At 63.0% G+C, this 21,241-nt stretch carries 18 protein-coding genes; 2 read left to right on the top strand and 16 right to left on the bottom strand.

Annotated elements, in window-relative coordinates; all coding sequences use genetic code 11:
- Nucleotides 1-7: 7 nt before the first annotated feature.
- On the top strand, nt 8-787 hold the full coding sequence (locus tag JHL16_RS18715; protein WP_200186369.1) for an MBL fold metallo-hydrolase: 780 nt from the start codon (nt 8-10) through the stop codon (nt 785-787).
- Here the strand turns inward: JHL16_RS18715 and JHL16_RS18710 are convergent, their stop codons facing one another.
- The 10 genes from JHL16_RS18710 to capB all read right to left on the bottom strand — a co-directional run bounded on the left by JHL16_RS18710 (nt 788) and on the right by capB (nt 12,991).
- Nucleotides 788-1,621: a carbohydrate ABC transporter permease gene (locus JHL16_RS18710; protein WP_200186368.1), complete on the bottom strand. Its 834-nt coding sequence runs from the start codon at nt 1,619-1,621 to the stop codon at nt 788-790.
- Entirely contained in the window at nt 1,618-2,502 is an 885-nt protein-coding gene (locus tag JHL16_RS18705) for a carbohydrate ABC transporter permease (protein ID WP_200186367.1), read from the bottom strand. The genes JHL16_RS18710 and JHL16_RS18705 overlap by 4 nt, the downstream gene beginning before the upstream one ends.
- 247 nt (nt 2,503-2,749) lie before the next feature.
- On the bottom strand, nt 2,750-4,027 hold the full coding sequence (locus tag JHL16_RS18700; RefSeq protein WP_200186366.1) for an ABC transporter substrate-binding protein: 1,278 nt from the start codon (nt 4,025-4,027) through the stop codon (nt 2,750-2,752).
- 275 nt (nt 4,028-4,302) lie between these two features.
- Nucleotides 4,303-5,487 (bottom strand): ABC transporter substrate-binding protein, encoded by a 1,185-nt coding sequence (locus JHL16_RS18695; protein ID WP_200186365.1) that lies wholly within the window; start codon nt 5,485-5,487, stop codon nt 4,303-4,305.
- Between the two features lie 30 nt (nt 5,488-5,517).
- The gene (locus JHL16_RS18690) at nt 5,518-6,558 is read right to left on the bottom strand and encodes a branched-chain amino acid ABC transporter permease (protein WP_200186364.1); all 1,041 of its coding nucleotides are present in this window, start codon (nt 6,556-6,558) and stop codon (nt 5,518-5,520) included.
- A 2-nt stretch (nt 6,559-6,560) separates the two neighbouring features.
- Complete coding sequence (locus JHL16_RS18685) at nt 6,561-7,475, bottom strand: branched-chain amino acid ABC transporter permease (RefSeq protein ID WP_200186363.1); 915 nt, start codon at nt 7,473-7,475, stop codon at nt 6,561-6,563.
- Nucleotides 7,476-7,684: 209 nt separating this feature from the next.
- Entirely contained in the window at nt 7,685-8,407 is a 723-nt protein-coding gene (locus tag JHL16_RS18680) for an ATP-binding cassette domain-containing protein (RefSeq protein WP_200186362.1), read from the bottom strand.
- Nucleotides 8,404-9,150, bottom strand: a complete 747-nt coding sequence (locus JHL16_RS18675; protein ID WP_200186361.1) for an ABC transporter ATP-binding protein — start codon at nt 9,148-9,150, stop codon at nt 8,404-8,406. Before JHL16_RS18675 ends, JHL16_RS18680 begins: the two co-directional genes overlap by 4 nt.
- Complete coding sequence (gene capA / locus JHL16_RS18670) at nt 9,147-11,240, bottom strand: caprolactamase subunit alpha (protein ID WP_200186360.1); 2,094 nt, start codon at nt 11,238-11,240, stop codon at nt 9,147-9,149. The genes JHL16_RS18675 and capA overlap by 4 nt, the downstream gene beginning before the upstream one ends.
- A complete protein-coding gene (gene capB, locus JHL16_RS18665; RefSeq protein WP_200186359.1) occupies nt 11,237-12,991 on the bottom strand; it encodes a caprolactamase subunit beta in 1,755 nt (584 codons plus the stop codon). The genes capA and capB overlap by 4 nt, the downstream gene beginning before the upstream one ends.
- Before the next feature lie 242 nt (nt 12,992-13,233).
- Here capB and JHL16_RS18660 point away from each other — a divergent pair, with 242 nt between their 5' ends.
- On the top strand, nt 13,234-14,202 hold the full coding sequence (locus tag JHL16_RS18660; protein WP_200186358.1) for an AraC-like ligand-binding domain-containing protein: 969 nt from the start codon (nt 13,234-13,236) through the stop codon (nt 14,200-14,202).
- On the opposite strand, the gene JHL16_RS18655 is transcribed toward JHL16_RS18660, so the two are convergent.
- The 6 genes from JHL16_RS18655 to JHL16_RS18630 all read right to left on the bottom strand — a co-directional run bounded on the left by JHL16_RS18655 (nt 14,203) and on the right by JHL16_RS18630 (nt 21,207).
- The gene (locus JHL16_RS18655) at nt 14,203-15,174 is read right to left on the bottom strand and encodes a 5-oxoprolinase subunit C family protein (RefSeq protein ID WP_200186357.1); all 972 of its coding nucleotides are present in this window, start codon (nt 15,172-15,174) and stop codon (nt 14,203-14,205) included. It lies immediately after the preceding gene.
- Nucleotides 15,164-16,039, bottom strand: a complete 876-nt coding sequence (locus JHL16_RS18650) for a 5-oxoprolinase subunit B family protein (protein WP_200186356.1) — start codon at nt 16,037-16,039, stop codon at nt 15,164-15,166. The genes JHL16_RS18655 and JHL16_RS18650 overlap by 11 nt, the downstream gene beginning before the upstream one ends.
- Nucleotides 16,040-16,152: 113 nt before the next feature.
- Nucleotides 16,153-17,517 (bottom strand): acetyl-CoA carboxylase biotin carboxylase subunit, encoded by a 1,365-nt coding sequence (locus tag JHL16_RS18645; RefSeq protein WP_200186355.1) that lies wholly within the window; start codon nt 17,515-17,517, stop codon nt 16,153-16,155.
- Between the two features lie 202 nt (nt 17,518-17,719).
- Complete coding sequence (locus JHL16_RS18640; RefSeq protein WP_200186354.1) at nt 17,720-17,956, bottom strand: acetyl-CoA carboxylase; 237 nt, start codon at nt 17,954-17,956, stop codon at nt 17,720-17,722.
- Between the two features lie 22 nt (nt 17,957-17,978).
- Nucleotides 17,979-18,707 carry a LamB/YcsF family protein gene (locus JHL16_RS18635; protein ID WP_348647235.1) on the bottom strand — a complete coding sequence of 243 codons (729 nt, stop codon included), beginning with the start codon at nt 18,705-18,707 and terminating at the stop codon, nt 17,979-17,981.
- A gap of 118 nt (nt 18,708-18,825) precedes the next feature.
- The gene (locus JHL16_RS18630; RefSeq protein WP_200186353.1) at nt 18,826-21,207 is read right to left on the bottom strand and encodes a xanthine dehydrogenase family protein molybdopterin-binding subunit; all 2,382 of its coding nucleotides are present in this window, start codon (nt 21,205-21,207) and stop codon (nt 18,826-18,828) included.
- Between the last annotated feature and the right edge of the window lie 34 nt (nt 21,208-21,241).

The following is a 21,241-nucleotide window of genomic DNA, read 5'->3' as shown; positions in this document are numbered from 1 at the left end:
ATATAAAGTGACGCTCGCCAGAAAACTGACCATCTTGCTTCTGGGCTACGAGATCATCCCCAAGACCGTCTCGACCCGCGACCGCGGCGGCCGCTTCGTGATGGCCGAGCCGATCTGCGCCTATCTGATCGAAACGGCCAAGGGCCATGTGCTGTTCGATACCGGCGTCAATGCCGACAATATCCGCGACCCGGTCCGGCGTGAGGAATATTTCATGAGCCGCGGCTGGCTCGCCCCGCCGATCGTCTTGCCCGAGCATGATTTCCTCGCCCAGTTGAAGTCGGTTGGCGTCGCGCCCGGCGACATCAAGGATGTGGTTCTGAGCCATGTCCATTGCGATCACACCGGCCATCTCAAGCATCTGCGCCATGCCAATATCTGGATTCAGCGCATCGAGCATGATTATGCCTTCTCGGATCACGGCAATCTCGCGGTGTTCAACGATGATTTCGATTTCCCCGACATGAAATGGCGGATCGTCGATGGCGATTTCGAGGTGATGCCCGGCATCGAAGGTATTTTCACGCGCGGCCATATGCCGGGACATCAGTCGCTGGTCGTCACGCTGCCGAAGAGCGGCGTCAAGGTGCTGACCGCCGATGCCGGCGATCTGTGGGAGAATTTCGAAGAAGAGGTGCTGCCCGGCGAAAGCTGCGACGATGTCGCGGCGCTGGCCTCGATCCGCAAGCTCAAGGCGATCGCCCAGGAACGCGCGGGCGAGCTCATTCTCCTGCATGATCCGGTCAGGGTGCAGAAGCTCAAGCTCGCGCCGGAGTTTTATGAGTGATCACCCCTTCACCGCTCCCGCCACCAGGCCCGATACGATATGGCGCTGCAAAAGGAGGACGAGCGCGATCAGGGGAGCGGTCACGATGACCGAGGCCGCCATCACGCGGCCCCAGGGGAGTTCATAGGCGCTGGCCCCGGTGATGAGGGCGATGGCAACGGGAACGGTGCGCTTTTCGTTCGAGAGCGTGAAGGTCAAGGCGAACAGAAACTCATTCCAGGCCAGGATGAAGGCGAGAAGCCCGGTCGCCGCCAGCGCCGGCGCCATCAGCGGCAGAAAGATCTCGGTCATGATGCGGAAGGAGGAGGCGCAGTCCATGACGGCCGAATCCTCAAGCTCGCGCGGCAACTCGCGCAGGAACGCGGTCAGGACCCAGGTGGTGAAAGGCAGAGTGAGGATGAGATTGGAGAAGATGAGGCCGGTCAGGCTGTTGTAGAGGCCGGCGGCGCGGATGAGCTCGAACAAGCCGGACAGGACGGCGATCTGCGGGAACATCGATATGCTGAGCACCGCGAAGAGAATGGCGGCGCGGCCACGGAACTTGATGCGGCCGAGCGCATAGGCAGCCGTCACTCCGAGAGCAAGCGAGATCGCCGTGGCAACGGAAGCGACGAAAAGCGAATTGACGATATTGCGGGCGAAGGACTGCTCGGCGAAGAGGGCACGATAGTTTTCCAATGTCGGCGCCGCGGGCAGGAATTCGACGCGGAAGATCGCGCTGCCGCTCTTGAGCGAGGAGACGATCGCCCAATAGAACGGAAACACCGTGTAGAACAGGATCGCGGCGACGAGCGCGTAAAAGAGGAAGCGGCGCAGAAGGACGAGCGGCGTCATCGGTCATTCCCGCTGGCGCTGACATGGACGCGGCCGAGCGTGATGACCGCCGTCGTGATGAGGGCGATGATGACGAACAGGCAGGTCGCCGCCGTCGAGCCGAAGCCGACATCCTGGAAGTCGACGAGCTGCTGGCGGGCATAGACCGACATGGTCGCGGTGTTTTCATTGTTGCCGGTCAGCACATAGATGACATCGAAGACGCGCAGTGCGTCGAGGCTGCGGAAGATGACCGCGATCAGCAGTGCCGGGCGGATCAGGGGCAGAGTGATGTGGAAGAAGGATTTGACCGGACCGATGCCGTCGACGCGCGCTGCTTCGTAGATGTCCAGCGGCAGGACCTGGAGGGCCGCGAGGATGAGCAGCGCCATGAACGGCGTCGCCTTCCACACATCGACCAGGACGACCGCCGCCATCGAAAGCGTCGGGTCGGCGAGCCAGGCCCAGGGCCGGTCGATCAGCCCTAGGTTCATCAGCAGGACATTCACCACGCCATACAGATCATGCAGCATCCAGGCCCACATCTTGGCCGAGACGACGGTCGGTATCGCCCACGGAATGAGGATGGCGGCGCGCACCAGGCCGCGGCCCGGCATGTGGGCGTTGATGGTGAGCGCGATCACGAGACCGAGAATGGTTTCGAGCCCGACCGACAGAAGGGTAAAGAGCAGCGTATTGCCGACGGCGCGCCACCACTGCGGATCGCTCAGCAGATAGGCATAATTGGCGAGGCCGACAAATTGCCACTGGCTGAGATCGCTCAAATTGGCGTCGGTTAGGCTGAAGGCGATGGTGCGCAGCAACGGCCATGCGGCGACCAGGGCCAAGGTGATGAGCAGCGGCGCGAGATAAGCCCAAGCGAGCCGCGTGCGCGCCATCATTCGTGACCTGCCAGCGTAAGGTCGTCCCCATTATTTCCCCTTCTCCCGCCTGCGGGAGAAGGTGCCCGATAGGGCGGATGAGGGTGTTGGTTCAGTTCACGACAGCCCCTCAGGAGAATCAGATAAAGAAGCTTCGATACTTCCCACGTTTGCAATTTTGAAGAAATTGAGAGAACACCCTCATCCGGCCTTCGGCCACCTTCTCCCGCAGGCGGGAGAAGGGGAAACCGGATTGCGATGAGCCTTTCTACCATTTCCCGCCGCGACTCAGCCGGTCGAGCTGCTTTTCGAGCGCAGCCAGATTCTCTTCCGCCGTGCCTTTGCCGGACAGCGTATTGTGCACGGCGCGGATGTATTCGCTCGCCACGCGGCTGTATTTGGCGCCGGTCACGGTCGATGGCCGCGCCACCGAGTTCTCGAGCACCGCTTCGAAGTCCTTGAGGAAGGGCAGTGCCTTGAGCAGTTCCGCGTCGCCATAGAGGCTCTTGCGTGTCGGGTTGAAGGAACCCTTGATGGCGCGGCGCTTCTGCTCTTCGGCGCTGGTCAGATAACGCACCAGATCGGCCGCCTCTTTCGGGTGCGCCGAATATTTGGAGACGGCGAGATGCTGGCCGCCGAGCGCTGCCGCGTGGCGCGCACCTTGGCCGGTTCCTTGCGGCAGAAGGGCGATGCCGACCTTGCCCTTCACCGGGCTGTCGGGCGCATTGGCGAGTGACCAGGCATAGGGCCAGTTGCGCATGAAGACAGCATTGCCAGACTGGAAGACGCCGCGTGAATCCTCCTCAGCATAGTTCAGCACACCTTCCGGCGAGATCGTCCCGATCCAGCTTTTGGCGAGGGTGAGGGCTGAGGCGGCTTGCGCATTATTGATGGAGATCTTGCCGTCGGTCTCGATGAGGGTGCCGCCGCCGAAACTCGCCACCCATTCGAGGCTGTTGCAGGTGAGGCCTTCATAGGCGCGGCCCTGCCAGACGAAGCCTTGTAGTTGCGCATTGCCGGCGCGCTCGCCGGCGAGAATGGCCTTCGCCGTCTCGGTGAGCTCGGCCCAATCCTTGGGCGGCTTCTTGCCGTATTTGTCGAGAAGGTCCTGGCGGTAATAGAGAAGTCCGGCATCGACGAAGAACGGCACAGCAACGAGCTTGCCCTCGACCGTATCGTTCGTCGTCAGGGTTTCGAAATGATCCTTGAGGTCTTCGGCCGGGATCAACGATTTGAGATCGACGAAATGATTGGCAAGTGTGCCTGGCCAGATGACGTCGATCTGGAACACGTCGATATCGGCGGAGCCGGCGGCGAGGAGCTGCTGGTAAAGTGCCAGGCGTTCATTGGCGTCAGGCGGCGTCGCCACGAGCTTGACCTTGTTGCCGGTCTGCTTCGCCCAGGCATCGGCCCCTTCCTGGCACAACTCTAGCTCGATGCCGAGTGAGCTGCAGGAGATCGAGACGGTGACTTGCGACTGGGTGGGGGTGGCGCTTGCCGAAAGGAGCGCGGCGGTTACCGCGATCAGGCCAAGGCTTCTAAACATGGCGTCTTCGCTCCGCTGTCGAGGCGGCACGTCCCATGGGTGAACGCGGCGAAGGCGAAAAGGTTCCCGTGTTCCGTGAAACCGTTCTGAACATTCCTCACGCTGTGGTGCCCGCCGAAGGCGGGCCTGGAAGCGTCCGTAAGATAGAGCGCATGCGCTGCGACACACCCTTCGAGGCTCGGCTCACGCTCGCACCTCAGGGTGAGGGTTAGGGGGCGGTTCACAAAAAAGGCCGGGACCTTTCGGCCCCGGCCGTCATCGATCGCGTCGGATCGTTACTGCTTCAGCAGATCGGCCACCGGAATGGCTTCGCTGATCGTCCATTCATCGACGACCGCCGGCTTGCCGTTGGTCGTTTCGATGATGAGATAGCGGCCCTTGTTCTGATGATGGATCTCGCTGGTGAAGGTGCGCGGCCCGAACAAAGTCGGCTCGTCCTTCATCTTCTCGAGCTCGGCCACCACGGCATCGGCATCGAGCGACTTCGCCCGCTCCACCGCCTTCGACCACACATCGATGAGCACATAACCCGGATAGACATACTGGCTCGACGGATCGCCGCCGGTCACTTCCTTGTACTTCTTGTTGAACTCGTTGACCTTCGGGTTCGGATCATCGCCATAGATCGAGCCCTGAGCCGGCACGAAGAAGTTGGAGAGATCAGGCACGGCCGACAGCCAGTAGCTGCCGTCGACGCCCGAGCCGTTGAGGATCGGCGCCTTGATGCCGGCGGCGCGGATCTGCTTGATGGCCGAGACGGCGCCCGGCATCATCGTGCACAGCATGATCGCATCGGGCTCCTGCGGCAGCGCCTTGATGCGGCTGATCTGCGAGGCGATCGAGGCGTCTTCGTTCTTGAAAGTGTCGCTGCCGACGAGCTCGGCATCCTTCAGGCGCGGCAGCTGCCAGTCGAAACCGTCGCAGATGCCCTTGTTGTAGACCGTCCAGGTGTCGAGCAGACGGTAGAACTTGCGCGCATTCTTCTTGTTGTACGCCCATTCCGCCATGGTGGCGCCCTGCACCGCCGCGAGCACCGAGCTCGAGAAGGAATGCGGACCCACGCCCGGTATGCCGGCCTTGATCGATTCGGCGCACAGGAAGAACGACACCTTGCCGGCGGCCTCGGCTGCAAGCGCCGCCGGTGCGCCGAAGTCATAGTCGCAGGACACGATCACCAGCTCGGCGCCCTTGTCGAGGACTTCGAGGCCGGCCTTGGCGCCTTCGGCGCGGTCGGTCTTGGTGTCGGCGGTGACGACCTTGATCTGCCGGCCGAGCAGGCCGCCGGCTTTGTTGATCTCATCGATGCGGATCAGAGCGGCATCCTGCGCCGGCTTGTCGTAAGCCTGCATGAAGCCCGATTCCGCCGTGGCGAAACCGACGACGATATCATCCGCTAAGGCTGGTCCGGAGATCAGCGCGCCAAAGGTGGCCGCCAATCCCAATGCTTTCAATCTACTCATGGTCTCCTCCTTGTCATTATGAACGCACGTCTATTCCGAAGGCTTGGTTGCGCCCTTGAAGCGCCAGGTGATTTCGCGGTTGCGGGTGAGGCCCGACGGCCGGAACATCAGGATGACAATCATCACCAGGCCGATGGTGATTTCCTGCAGGCCGTTGGGGATGGCGAGCGTGGTGCCGCCGAGATCGACGCCCTTTTCCAGCCAGCGCAGCAATTGGATGATGCCTGAGATCACGATGACGCCCATCACCGCGCCCGACAGGCTGTTCATGCCGCCCACCACCAGCATCGACAATGTGATGAAGGTGACGCCCAGATAGAAGGCGTCGGGATTGACGACCCCGAGGAAATGCCCATAAAGCGCTCCCGCCACGCCGATCACGAAAGCCGAGATGACGAAGGCGATGAGGCGCTCGCGCACGATATTGACGCCGGACGCGGCCGCCGCCGTGGCCTCGTCGCGCCCGGCGCGCAACGCCAGGCCCGAGCGCGAGATTTGATAGAGATAGGCGATGATGACGACCAGGATGGCGCCGCCGAGCGCGGTCCAGATGCCGGTGTAGAAAGGGATGCCGACGATCGAGCCGGTGCCGCCGGTGACCGAATCCCAGTTGGAATAGACGACGTTGATCACCGCCAGCATGGCGAAAGTGGCGATCGAGGCGGCGATGCCGGACAGCCGCATCAGGATACGCCCGACGATCAAAGCGAAGAGTGCGGCAAGGAGGCCGGCGAGGAAGGCGGAGAGGAAGATCGGCAGCTGCGTGTTGATGAGAAAATTAGGCAGGCCCGGCAGCGAGACCTGCTTCATGACGGCCGGGATGGTGAACCAGGCGGCGGCATAGGCGCCGATGCACATGAAGCCCATATGGCCGAAGCTGATGACGCCGGAATTTCCGACGAAGATATAGATGCCCACCACCAGCATCACGCGGATGAACATCTCGACGACGGTGCGTTCGAACGGGCGCGAGCCTAAGAGTTTCGTCACGACTGCAATGGCAACGAGAATCAGGATCAATATGATTAAGGTCGAGATCGTGCGGGCGAGGAGAGAGCTGCGCTGCGCCATCGTCACACTCTCTGCTTCGCCGATTTGGGCGCCAACAATCCCTGCGGCCGCCAGATCAGGCAGGCGATGACCGCGCCGTAAACGAAGGCGTCGCGGAAGGGCCTGGCCTCGAGCGGCAGGATGACCTGCATCAGCACGCTGGCGCCACCGATCAGGAAGCCGGCAATGACCGCGCCCGGCAGGCTGCCGAGCCCGCCGATGACGGTGGCGATGAAGGCCACCAGCATCACCGACATGCCCATCTGAATGTCGACGGTGCCGGATTGCGTGGCGAGGATCAGGCCGATCGCCGCGGCGAGCATGCCGGATATGGCGAAGGCCAGCATGATGACGCGGTTGGCCTTGACGCCCAGCATACGCGCCATGGTGAAGTTCTCGGCCGCCGCGCGCATTTCGAGGCCGAAGCGGGTGCGCTTCAGGAAGGCGGTGAGGGCGATGAGGATGACGATGGTGATCGTGATGGTGATCACCTGCAGGAGGGGAATGCGGGCGCCGGCGATCTCGACCTGCTGGCTCAGATTCGACCACAGGTCGATCGATTTCGGCCGGCTCGAAAACAGCATCAGGAGAAAGTTCTTGAGCACATAGCCCAGCGCGAAGGAGGCGATCATCATGGTCGCCGGATTGGCATTGCGGAAGCGGCGGAAGACGAGGATCTCCGAGAGGACGGAGAGGCCCGCGCCGATCGCCAGGATGAGCGGGATCAGGATGATGGTCGGCAGATTGCCGGCGAAGACGATCGCCGCCGCGTCGATCGAGGGCCACAGCAGGGCGAAGACGCAAAAGGCGATGTAGTCGCCATGAGCGAAATTGACGAGCCGCATCACGCCAAAAATGAGCGCGATGCCGAGCGCGCCCAAAGCATAGAGGCTGCCGAGGCTCAGCGCGTCGAAGAGGATCTGGAGGAGGGCGGTCATGCAAGTACCCCGCTACTCCCTCCACCGCGCGAAGCGCGGGGAGGGTGGACGCCCGAAGGGCGGACGGGTGGGGTGTCGCCGCCGGGAAGTCTTGAATGAATGGGGACACCGTCCTCGTGGAAGCACCCCACCCGTCGCGCGTTCCGCGCGCCACCCTCCCCGCCTTCGGCGGCGGAGGGAGGATTTGGTGGGATTCTCCAAGTCATCTCTCAATGCTCCCCATAGCCAAAATAGGCCTTCTTCAGCGTATCGCCGCGGGCGAGCGTCCTGGCGTCGCCCTCGAGCACCACTTGGCCCGAGCGCAACAGGATCATCCGGCCGCCGGTCATCATGGCACGGGTCGAGCTCTGCTCGACGATGAGCAGCGTCAGCCCGCGGCTGTCACGCAATTTGAGCAGCGTCTCGTAAACCTGGTCGATCACCTTCGGAGCCAAGCCCAGCGAGGGCTCGTCGATGGCGATGAGGCGCGGCGCCGTCATCAGCGCGCGGCCGATCACCAGCATCTGCTGCTGGCCACCCGACAAGACGCCCGCCGGCTTGTCCTTGCGCTCCCTCAGCATCGGGAAGACGTCATAGACCTGCTTCAGGTCTTCGCCGACGCGGGCGCGGTCCTTGCGCATGCCCGCACCCAGCATCAGATTCTCCTCGATGGTGAGGCCGCCAAAGACATGGCGGCCTTCCGGCACCATGGAGAAGCCGAGCCGCGCGGTGCTTTCGGGCGAGGCGCCGGTGATCACCTGGCCGCCCAGCACGATGGCGCCTTCCGCCGCCGGCACGACGCCGGCGATCGCCTTCAGCAAGGTCGATTTGCCGGCGCCATTCGGCCCGGTGACGAAGATCGTCTCGCCATCCTCAATCTTGAGCGACACACCGCGCAGCGCGGTGAGGCGGCCATACCGGACGGTGATGTTGTCGACGCTGAGCAAGGTCACAGCACCACCCCTCCGGCTTCGGCTTGCGTGCCCATATAAGCGTGGCGCACCTTCTCGCTGGCCTTGATCTGGGCCGGACTGCCGTCCTCGATGATCTCGCCCGAATCCAGCACGTGGATGTGGTCGCAGATATTGAGGACGAGCCCGATATTATGCTCGATCAGCAGCACGCCGCATTTCATCTCGGCGACGATCCGGCGGATGAGCGCGATCAGATCATCAGCCTCTTCCGCCGACATGCCGGCGGCCGGCTCGTCGAGGAGCAGATATTTCGGTTCCATCATCAAGGCGCGGCCGATGGCGACGCGGCGCTCATCGGTGTAAGGCAGCCCACCGGCGATACGGTCGGCGAGCGATGCAATGCCGATCCAGTCGAGCATTGCCTCCGCCTTGGCGCAGGCCTCGCGGCGCGACAACCCCAAGCCGACGCCCGTCACTTCGAGATTGTCGAGCACCGACAGCTCGCTGAACAGGCGGCCCGACTGGAAGGTGCGGGCGATGCCGAGCCGCCGGATCCCGAAGCTGGTGATGCCAGCCATGTCCTTGCCGTCCATCGTCACACTGCCCTCATCGGGCGCCTGGAAGCCGGTCAGTACATTGACGAGCGTCGTTTTCCCGGCGCCATTCGGGCCGATCAGCCCGGTGACGCGCTGGGGCGGAATGTCGAGAACGACATTCGCAAGCGCTTTGAGGCCGTCAAAGGAGACCGAGACATTCCGGGCGCTGAGGGCGGTGCTTGTCATCTGCCTCCTGTCTTTCGCTTGTGGGTGATGACATAGGAGCCCGACTGATCGAGCTTGGCCGTCCAGCCCGGCTCGATGACGATGGTGGTCGTCACCTCCTCGATGATGGCGGGGCCCTTGATGGTGGCGCCGGCGCCGAGGCTTCCGCCGTCATAAACCGGCGTCCTGGTACCTTTGCCCTTGGCATCGAAGATCGCCTTGCGGTGACCCTTCAGCGCTTTGGCGACGCTGGCGCCCTTGGCGAGCTTCGGCAAACGCGGCTTGTCGATATAGCCGTAGAGAGTCGACTCGATATTGACGACCTCCACCGCATTATGGCGCTCCGAATAGGTGTAGAGCTCCTCATGGCGCTTGTGGAACGCCTCCTTCACCTTCGCAATGCTCCGGGCGTTGATGTCGAAGGTGCCGATATCGACGGTGCATTCATGCACCTGGCCGACATACCTCATATCGAGGCTGCGCTTCACGCCGATGGTCTTCTTGGTGAAGCCGTCCTTCTCCAGATGCTGGATGCCCTTGCGCTCGACCTCCTTGAACAGGCTGTCGATGCGCTTATAGGCGGGGTCGTTGTCGAGGCGTACCGGCGCCGTCGCCATATAGTTGTATTTGACGTCCGAGATGGTCTGCCCGAAAGCGCACAGGCCCGAAGCGAGCTTCGGCAGTACGATCGTGTCGATGCCCATCTCGCGCGCCAGCGCGGTGATATGCGCCGCGGTGGCGCCGCCGGCGCCGACCAGGACGAAATCGCGCGGATCATAACCACGCTCGACCGAGACGCGGCGGATGCCGTTCACCATGTTGTTGTTGACGATGGTGAACATGCCATAGGCCGCCTGTTCGGCCGAGATGCCGAGCGGATCGGCGATGCGCTTCAACGCCGCCTTGGCCTTGTCGAGGCTGAGCGGCAGCTTACCGCCGAGCAGGCCTTCCGGATTGAGATAACCCAGCACCAGATTGGCGTCGGACGTCGTCGGCTCGACACCGCCCTGGCCGTAGCAGGCGGGACCCGGATCGGCGCCCGCCGATTGCGGACCGACCTGCAGCAGGCCCAGCGAGTCGATCCAGCCGATCGAGCCGCCGCCGGCGCCGAGCGTCTCGACCTGGATCATCGGCACGCCGATGCGGTAGCGCAGGAAGTCGATATTCTTGTTGAGATTGGTCTGGCCGTCCTTGGTCAGCGTTATGTCGAAAGACGTACCGCCCATATCGACGGTGATGACGTTCTTCTTTTTGAAGGGAGCGCAGACATAAAGCCCCGCTTGCGGCGCCGAGGCCGGACCTGAATTGATCGCATAGACGGAACGGTCGGTCATCACCTGGCCGATGGCAAGGCCGCCATTCGACTGGAAGTACCGCACCGGCTGCCGGGCGCCGAGCTTCTGGAAATACTGATCCACGGCGCCGACATATTTGCGCATCACCGGGGCCAGATAGGCATTGGCCACCGCGGTGGAGCTCCGCGTATATTCACGGATCTGCGGATAGAGCTCGCAGCCGACGGTCAGGATCGCGTCCGGCATCATCTCGCGGACGATCTCGGCGGCGCGTTTCTCGTGCCTGGTGTTGAGCACCGACCAGACGAACGAAATGGCGACGGTCTCGACACCTTCTTTCAGGAACAGCCGGCAGGCATCGCGCACATCGTCTTCATTCATCGCAGTGCGGATGGAGCCGTCGGCCAGCACACGCTCGCGTACACCTTTGCGCAAGTAACGCGGCACCAGCATGGTGGCGGCCGGATATTCGGGATCGTAGCGGTAGCCGTCTTCCTTGTGGCCGTTGCGGATCTCGAGCGAATCCTCGTGCCCCGCGGTGCAGATGAGGCCGGTTTTGCCGCCCCGATGGGTGATGAGGGCGTTGAGGCCCACCGTCGTGCCGTTGATGCAGAGATCGCAATTGGCGACGATCTCTTCGGCCGAGCGGCCGAGATGCTCGGCGATCAGAGCGAGGCCGTTTTCGATGGCTTTGGTCGGATTGGAGGGCGTCGAGAGCGCCTTGAAGAGCTTGATCGAGCCTGCTTTGCGGTCGGCAATGACGAAATCGGTGAAGGTACCGCCGGCGTCGATGCCGAGACGATATTGCGCGGTCATTGGGCACCTCCACGCAAGGTGTTGGTGGCGTCCTGATCGACAGTGCCGTTGGAGATGACGACGCCATAATCCTCGCGGGCGCCCTTGATCGACACGAGGCCGTTCTTCACGTCCCAGAGGACTTTGTCGATCGGTCGTTCATGTGGGTTGCCGTAACCGCCGCCGCCCGGATTCATGTTGGTGATGGTCTCGCCGGGCTGGATGGTCTGCAGGATGTTCTTGCGCTCGACATCGGTCTTGCCCTTGCGCTTCAGCTCGACGCGGCCGACTTTGGTGTCGATGAGCTTGGACGTGGCGCCGGCGGCGCCCATGGCCGGGATGCGGCGGCCTTCGCCGAAGCCGATGCACAACATGTCCTTGTAGAGCGGCTCGACTTCCCAGGCGGTGCCGGAGCCGCCGCGGTATTTGCCCGCGCCTCCCGAATCCGTCATCAGCGAATAACGGTGGATGATGATCGGATAGGAATATTCGAGAAGCTCGACATCGCCGGAGGTGAGCGCGCCGAAGCAGCATTCGGGGCCGACCGCATGCCAGCCATCCTGCTGCGGCGTGGCACCGCCGCCCGAAATGATGGTGGCGAGCACCATGGTGACGAATTCCTCGCCGCTTCTTTCATCGCGCCCGGCGATGTTGAGCCCGTTGGCATGGCCCCAGGAGGCGGCGACCTTGGACGGCATCGCCTTTTCGAAGGCGAGACGCACCGCGTCGGTCAGCGTCTCCATCGGCGTCGTGGTGCAGTTCATATGCGGCGCGGGCTCCGCGGCATTGCACAAGGTGCCCTTGGGCCCGAAGTCGATCGACACGCAGCGATAGAGGCCTTCATTGTAGGGCGGCGGCAGGGCCGCGAACATCATGAGGCCCAGATAGACGCCCGAATGTGAATTGCCCTCATAGGAATTGATGAAATAGGGCACTTGCGGCGGGCTCTTGATGGCGATGTGGCAGCTATCGCCCTTGATCTTCACCGTCGCGGTGATCTCGAAATCGCCGAGCCCGTGGCCGGCATCCTCGAGGATCGCGGTGCCGCTATAGGTGCCGTCCGGCACCGACTTGATGAGCGAGCGCATATGGCGGTCGGCCATGTTCAATAGCTCATCGATGCAGGTGTCGACGGTGGCGGCGCCATATTTGTCGACTATGGCGAGGAGATTGCGCTCGCCCACCTGACAGGCGCCGATCAGCGCGTTGAAATCACCTTCCTGATCGCGCCTCGCCCGCATATTGGTGAAGATCATATTGAGGACATCGTTGCGCGGCTTGCCCTTGTCCCAGATCTTCACCGGCGGGATGCGCAGGCACTCCGCATAGATCTCCTTGGCATTGGGATTGTAGCCGGCCGGCACCGGGCCGCCGATATCGGTCAGATGGCCCTTGCAAACCGTCCAGTAGGCGAGCTTCCCTTTGTAGAAGACCGGCTTGTACATGCAGGTGTCGATGGCATGGCTGCCGCCGAAGGCCGGATCATTGTGGAGGATGAGGTCGCCGTCATGTATGTCGTCGCCGAAATATCTGGCCACCGCCTTCATCGCCGGGATGAGGGATCCCAGATGGATCGGGATGTCCTGGCCCTGCAGGATCATTTCCGGCTTGGCGTTGAAAAGGGCGGTCGAATAGTCATGCGCCAGGTTGAACACCGAGGAGCGCGCGGTTTTTTCGAGCGTCAGCGTCATTTCGCGCTGGGTCGTCTCCAGCACGCCTCTGACGACGGAAAGGGTGATCGGGTCAACTTTGGATTTGCGGCTCGGCTTCATCGGGTCCTCGCGGATCGCTGAACCACGCCGAAAGCCGAAATGGCCGTGCCTGAAGCCGGCGGCTGTTTCCTCACCCTCGGCATGGCGTCTATCGCACCATTGCGGAGCGGGAGCCTAAGTCGCGGTGAGGACAGGAGTCTTTGCTGCAGGTGAACCGGCTTTTGATTTCCCGTGCAGTCCGCCCGGTTTCCATTGCGTCCACGCGCCCTACGCCGTAACATTTTCCGTATGCGGAGTGCGCTATGAAGAGACGTATCTCGACCAGCAGCGTGGCGCTCCACGAGCGCAGCCGGCATTGGCATGAAACGATCGCCAGCGCCTATTTCCCGCTCGACCTCACTTTCCGCGACCCGGCCCATTTCTCGGGTGAGATCACCGACTGGCATCTGGGCGGCCTGTCCTTGTCCAGGCTCACTTCCGAAAGCCTGTGCTACCGCCGCCTGCCGCATCATTTTCGCGCCGAGCGCGACGAGCATTTCCTGATCACGGTGCCGGCGCTGAGCGAGGTGTTCTTCTCGCAATGCGGCAAGGACGTCTATTGTGCCCCCGGCTCCTTCATCCTCGAGCGCAGCCACGAGCCTTACGAATTCAGCCACAGCGAGGCGTCCGATCTCTGGGTCATGAAGGTCGAGGCCAAGGCGCTCGCCGGGCGCCTGCGCGGGCCCGACCGCTTCTGCTCGCTGCAATTCGACGCCGCCAATGGCGCCGGCGGCTTCTTCGCCGACATGTTGCATCTGATCCCGGACCGCTTCGATGAAATGAATGACGAGACGCGCGCCACGGTCGGCCAGCAGCTCATCGATCTTCTCGTCCTGGCGCTCAAGGCGGACGAGCGGACGTTGACTTCCGGCGGCTCGACCATGCGGGCGGCGCATCTGATGCGCATCGAGACCTTCGTGCGCAAGAACCTGCGCAACCCGGCGCTCGATCCCGAAATGATCGCGCGCCATTGCGGTATTTCGCTGCGCTATCTGCATGAGCTCTTCCGCGACACCAACCAGACGCTCAGCGCCTGGATCCGCGACCAGCGGCTCGACGCCTGCCGCATGGCGCTCTGCGACCGCAATGTCACGCAAAGCGTCGGCGAGATCGCCTATCACTGGGGCTTCGGCGATCAAGCTCAGTTCTCGCGGACATTCAAGGCTCATTTCGGTATGTCGCCCAAAGAGTACCGTGACGAGGCGCGCCTCAAAGCGCGCCTCGATGCGTGATCAGGAAAGAGCTTCCCTCACCTTGTGAAGCAGACCTTCGCGCTCGTGACGCGCTTTCAGTGCGGTGTCCAGATCGACGCCGACGAAACGGGCCTGAGTATGCGGCTGCAATTGGCCGATCAGGTCCATGTCGGCCGAGATCACGGTGCCGACCATGAAATAGCCGCCGCCCGACACCGCGTCGCGGTGCAGGACAATCGGCTCGGTACCGCCCGGCACCTGGATCGAGCCATAGGGATAACAGGCGTCGACGATGTTGGAGGGATCTGAGCCGGCGCCGAAAGGCTGCTGGCGCGGCACGAAGTCGAGCGGCCTTCCGCCCTTGAAGCGATAGCCGATACGGTCGGCCTCGGGCGCCACCTTCCAGGTGTCGGCAAAGAAGTGTTTGCCGGCTTCGTCGGTGATGCGGTGCCAGTAGAGCCCCGGCACCATGCGCAGCTCCGCCGGATTGCCCGGCGCACGGCGCAAATTGGCCGGCACGCTGCGGCCGTCCCTGGCGCCCTTGCCGTGGCCCACCGGCAACTCATCGCCGGCCTCGAGCTTGCGGCCCTTGAAGCCGCCGAGCGCGCCCAAAGCATAGGTCGAGCGTGAGCCGAGCACGACCGGCACGTCGATGCCACCCGACACGGCGATGTAAGCGCGCGCCCCTTTCTTGAGGAACTCGAAGGAGAGCACCTGGCCCTTCTTCACCGTGAAGGAGGTCCAGCTGTCGCGCGCTGCGCCATCGAGCTTGGGCGGCAGGTCGGCGCCGGTGACGGCGACCGTCGCATCGGCGGTGAATTCGAGCTCGGGGCCCATGAACACCGCCTCGAGGACGGCCGCACCTTCGTCATTGCCGACCAGCATATTGGCGGTCCTGGTAGCGAGCCGGTCCATGCCGCCCGACAGCGGGATGCCGATATTGTAATAGCCGGGCCGGCCCAGATCCTGGACGGTGGTGGCGAGGCCGGGTTTCAGAACCTTAATGGCCATGGAGCACCTCATTGAGCTTGCGGTTCGAGGCGTCGATGTCCTTATGGAAATCGGCGAGCGAGAAAGTGACATTGCGCATCAAGGGCGCGAACTTGCCGGCATCGACATCGGCGACCGTGGCATCATATTGGGCGCGGTCGATCGGCTTCCATTTGACGATGTCGCCCGGCTTGAACAGGCACATGAAGTCGCGCAGGTAGCTGATCTTCTGATTGGGATCGTAGATCGGCATCGGCGTGATGCCGAACATCTGGTAGCCGCCGGCGCCTCTCACCGAATAGATGCAGCCGAAACAGCCGCCATGGCCGATGGTGAGCTTCGGCGTGTCGGTGCGCGGGCGCAGATATTTCGGCGCCTCGATCTGCCGCTGGCGATCCACCATCTGATAGAGGAAGGGCAGGCCGGCCACGAAGCCCACCATGGAGACGAACCAGGGGGCTCCCGAATGCGCCTTGATGAAGCCGTCCGGACCATCGAGATTGTTGATGCGCGCGGCATATTCGATGTCGGTCGATTTCGGATCCTGGTGGCGCTCACGGAAGCGCATCAGCGTCTCATGCGTCCAGGGATCGTTGTAATAGACCGGAATCTCGATGATGCGCGTCTTGATGACGGGCTCGGCCTTCTCGGCGACGCTCTCGAACTTCTTGAGCTCGCTCAGCATGTCGGCGGGCTTGATCACATCGGGATCGAACTTGATCTGCATCGAGGCATTGGCCGGGCAGATCTCGGTGACGCCCTTGATCTTCGCGTCCCTGACCGCGTTGGTGATGAACAGGGCCTTGAAGAAGGCGTCGAGCGACATCTCCTCGTCCATCTCGACGAAGATATGCTCGTCACCGCCATAGGAATATCGGGTCTTCATCGAAGCGCCACCTCCCTTATTCTTGTTATGCGTCGTCCCGGCGCAAGCCGGTCTTGAATGGGTCCCGGCTTGCGCCGGGATGACGGAGAAAAGCGTGTGCGTTCTTCACGCCCTCACTCCGCCAATTTCGCTGCGTTGGCCTCGAGCCAGGGCTCGAGCCAGCGTGTATGGAACTGTCCCCGCCGCACGGCGGCGTCATCGGCGAGCAGTAGATGCAGCGGCTTGGTCGTCTTGAGGCCGCCGATCTCGAGCTCGCCCAGCGCGCGCTTCATGCGGTCGATCGCCCGCTCGCGGGTCTCGTCCCAGACAATGAGCTTGCCGAGCAGTGAATCATAAAAGGGCGGCACCTGGTAGCCGTCATAAAGCATCGTGTCGAAACGGGTGCCAGGCCCGCCCGGCACACGCAGGCCTTTGACCACGCCGGGGAAAGGCATGAAGTTTTTGGCCGGGTCCTCGGCGTTGATGCGCACTTCGATCGCGTGGCCTGAACGTTTGATGTCGTCCTGCCGGTGCTTCAGCCGCTCACCGCCGGCGATGAGGATCATCTCGCGCACGAGATCGAGGCCAGTGACGAACTCCGTCACTGGATGCTCGACCTGGATGCGGGTATTCATCTCGATGAAGTAGAAGTCGTGGCTCTCGTCGTCATAGAGATATTCGATCGTGCCGGCGCCCTTGTAATGGACCGCCTCGGCGAGAGCGACGGCGGAAGCGCATAGTTTCTGGCGCACATTGTCGGGCAGGACGGGCGAGGGGGCTTCCTCCCACAGCTTCTGGCGGCGGCGCTGCAGCGAGCATTCGCGCTCGAAGCAGTGGATGGCGCGCTCACCGTCGCCCAGCACCTGCACCTCGATATGGCGGGCCTTGGTGATGACTTTCTCTATATAGAGTCCGCCATCACCAAAGGCTGCCTGGGCCTCGCCTTGCGCCTGCGGCAGGAATTGCGCGAATTCCTCGGCCGTATTGGCAATGCGGATGCCCCGTCCGCCGCCCCCGGCCGCGGCTTTGATCATGATCGGAAAACCGATGCGCTCGGCGATCTGCGTGGTCTCGGTCAAATCTTCGATGCGCCCGCCGCTGCCCGGCACCACCGGCACGCCGGCTTTTTCCGCGGCGATGCGGGCGGAGACCTTGTCGCCCATGGTGCGGATCGCGTCACCGCTCGGGCCGACGAAAATCATGCCTGCCGCCACGACCGCGTCGGCGAAGCCGGCATTCTCAGCGAGGAAGCCATAACCCGGATGGATCGCGTCGGCGCCCGCCTTCCTGGCGGCCTCGATGATGACGGGGATGTTGAGATAGGATTTCGCCGCATGCGGCGGGCCGATATTGACGGCTTCATCCGCCATCTTCACGGCGAGCGAGTCGGCATCGGCGACGCTATAGGCCTGGATGGTGCGGATGCCCAATTCGCGCGCCGCGCGGATGATGCGCACCGCGATCTCGCCGCGATTGGCGATGAACAAGGATTTCAACATGAGGCGTCCTTGCAACCCTCGCCCCGCTTCAGCGGGGAGAGGGGAGGGCCCCGACGCAAAGCGGCGGGAGGGGTGAGGGGCTTGTTGAATGAGAAGGCATGGTCTTGATGCAGGCCCCTCACCCTCCCCATTGCTGTGCAATGGGTCCCCTCCCTCTCCCCGCTGAAGCGGGGCGAGGGCAACTGGGCGACGAGCTTCTCCATCAAGCGATTTCCACCAGAGCCTGGCCGGCCATCACCGGCTCTTCATTGTCGGCGAGGAATCTCACGATCTTGCCGGCGACTTCCGCCTTCACCTCGTTGAAGGACTTCATCACCTCGATGAGGCCGATGACGTCGCCGACCGCGACCTCGTCGCCTTCGTTCTTGTACAGAGGCTTGTCCGGCGCCGGCCGGCGATAGAAGGTTCCGGGAAGCGGCGAGAGAAGTTCATGGGGCATGGGCGCTCTCTTCTATTCTATGTCAGGCGGCGTCGAGATAAGGGGCGACCGCCTTGCGGACGGCTTCGGCGATGGCGACGGCATTTGGCGTGTCGGAATGGATGCAGATGGTGGCCGAGCCGACCGTCACTTCCTTGCCGTTGACGCTCGTCACCTTGCCTTCGGTCACGGCGCGCAGGCATTTGGCGGCGGCCTCGTCGGGATCCTTGGCGTCATGCTCGCGGGTGATGATGACGGTGCCGTCGTCGCGGTAATCGAGATCGGCATAGAATTCCGGAATGAAAGTGTGGCCGCGCGCTTTGTAGATCTCTTCATGCAGCGTGCCGACCATGCCGAAGAGCGGCACTCTGAAGATGTCGGCGACGTCGGCGACCGCCTGCGCCATCTCCTCCTGCCGCGCCGCCATGCCGTACAGCGCGCCATGCGGCTTGATGTGGTTGAGCTTCATGCCGGCGGCTTCGAGAAAACCTTTGAGCGCGCCGATCTGATAGATGAGGCAATTGGCGAGCTCGTCGCGCGCGATCTTCATCTCACGCCGGCCGAAGCCCTGGAGGTCGGGGAGCGATGGATGTGCGCCCACCTTCACGCCATGCTTCTTGGCGAGCTCGACGGTGGTGCGCATATGGTTGAAGTCGGAGCCGTGAAAGCCACAGGCCACATTGGCGACATCGATGAGCGGCATCAGGCCGGCATCGTCGCCCATCTTATAGAGGCCGAAAGCCTCACCCATGTCACAGTTGATGGCTGTCACACTCACTCCTCCCGATGCGCCACTGACGGGCGTTCTTGTTTACGAATGCAAATATTGGGTGGGGGAGCGGATATTGTAAAATCAGAAAATCCGCTCTCAGGTATTTGAAAAAGAGATATCACGATTTTTGGGCATCCTGGCAGGCGCGCCACACTTTTTCCGCCGTCACCGGCATGTCGATGCTGGTGACGCCCAAAGGCGACAAGGCGTCGAGCACCGCGCTCACCAGGGCCGCCGGTCCCGCAATGGCGCCCGCCTCGCCGCAGCCTTTGACGCCCAGCGGATTGTTGCGGCAGGCGGTCACCAGGCTTTCGATGCGCATCGATGGAAGGTCGTCGGCACGCGGCATGGCGTAATCCATGAAGGAGCCGGACAGAAGCTGGCCGGTTTCGGGATCGAAGGCGCAATGCTCCAACAGGGCTTGCCCCGAGCCCTGCGCCAGGCCGCCATGGATCTGGCCCTCGACGATCATCGGATTGACCTGGTTGCCGAAATCATCGACCGCGGCCAGCGCCACGATGTCGATCTTGCCGGTCTCGGGATCGACCTCGATCTCGCAGATGTGACATCCGTATGGAAAAGTGAAATCAGGCGGGTCGAACCAGGTCGTCTCCTCGAGCCCCGGCTCGAGCTTGTCGAGCGGATAATCGGCGGGGTTATAGGCGGCCGCCGCGATCTCCTTGAAACTCTTCGAGCGGTCGGTGCCGGCGATGCGGTAGTGGCCATGCTTGAACTCGATGTCGCGGTCATCCGCCTCGAGCAGATGGGCCGCGATCTTGCGGCCCTTCTCCACCACCTTGTCGAGCGACAGCTTCATTGCCGAGCCGCCGACGGCGAGCGAGCGCGAGCCATAGGTGCCGATGCCATAAGCGACGCGGTCGGTGTCGCCATGGACGATCTCGATCGCCTCGAAATCGACGCCCAGCGTATCGGCGACGATCTGCGCATAGACCGTCTCATGGCCCTGGCCATGGGTGTGGCTGCCGGTCAAAACGGTGACGCTGCCGGTCGGGTTGACGCGCACCTGGCCCACTTCGAACTGGCCGCCGAGACAGCCTTCGCGGGCAAGCAGCTTGGACGGACCCATGCCGCAGGCTTCCATATAGAAAGCGAAGCCCAAGCCGCGATAACGGCCGCGCGCCAGCGCTTCCCGCTTGCGTTCGGCGATGCCGGCAAAGGCACCGACCTCCGCCGCGCGATCGAGCAGCTTGTGGAACTCGCCGACGTCATAGGTCCACAGCAACGGTGTCTTATAGGGAAAGGCTTCGGCCGGAATCAGATTGCGCCGCCTGATCTCGACGCGGTCGATCTTCATCTCGCGGGCCGCCGCATCCATGGCGCGTTCCAGCACATAAGTGCATTCGGGCCGCCCGGCGCCGCGATAGGCATCGACCGGCATGGTGGTGGTGAAAGCGGCGCGGGTGCGCACATGCACGGCGCGCACCTTGTAAGGGCCGGGCATAGGATAAGCATAGAAGAAAGACGGGATCGCCGGCGCGAAAGTGGACAGATAGGCGCCCATATTGGCGATCGTGTCGACCTTCAGCCCCTGAACGATACCGTCGGCGTCGAGCGCCAGAGACACTGTCGTGACATGGTCCCGCGCATGCGTGTCGCAGATGAAGGCCTCGGAACGATCGGCGATCCATTTGACCGGGCGCTTCAGCCGGTGCGCGGCAAAGACGCTCAGCACCTCCTCGGCATAGTGATAGATCTTCATGCCGAAGCCGCCGCCGACATCGGGCGCCACCACGCGGATCTTCTCTTCCGAGATCTTCAGCGTCGCGATCGACAGCAGCACGCGGATCACATGCGGATTCTGGTTAGAGGTATAAAGCGTGTAGCGGTCGCTCGAGGGATCGTAATGACCGATCGTGCCGCGTGTCTCCATCGGCGAGGCATGCACGCGGTTGTTGATCAGCTTGACGGTGGTGACATGGGCGGCCGTGGCGAAGGCGCGCTCGGTCGCCGCTGCATCGCCGACTTCCCAGTCGTAACAGAGATTGCCGGGCGCCTCGGTCCAGATCTGATGTGTTTCAGGATCTAACGCGGTCGCGAGATCGGCTACCGGTGGCAGCCGCTCATAGTCGATCGCGATCATCCGCGCGGCCGAAACGGCTTCGGCGCGGCTTTCGGCGACGACGAAGGCGACGGGATCGCCGACATGGCGGACCCGCTCCGTGGCCAGTACCGGATGCGGTGGCTGCGCCATCGGCCCACCCTTGGTATGGGGCACGATCCAGCCGACCGGCAGGTTGCCGATCCCGGCCGCGGCGAGATCGGCGCCGGTGAAGATGGCGAGCACGCCCGGCATCGCCGAAGCCTGCCCGGTTTCGATGGATGTGATCCGCGCATGGGCGTGCGGTGAGCGCAGGACCGCCGCATGGGCCATGCCGGGCAAGGCGATGTCGTCGACATAACGCCCCTCGCCGGTGATGAAGCGGCGGTCTTCCTTGCGGTGAATCCGTTGGCCGATCAGCGGCTTGGCCGGTGCGTGCATGGTCGTTTCTCTCCCGGTGCCGTCTATTGCGGCT

This window comes from Taklimakanibacter albus, from assembly GCF_016595235.1.
GTDB classification, from domain to species: domain Bacteria; phylum Pseudomonadota; class Alphaproteobacteria; order Rhizobiales; family Aestuariivirgaceae; genus Taklimakanibacter; species Taklimakanibacter albus.
The sequence above is the reverse complement of the archived record's forward strand: the minus strand, read 5'-3'. Positions and strand labels throughout refer to the sequence as shown.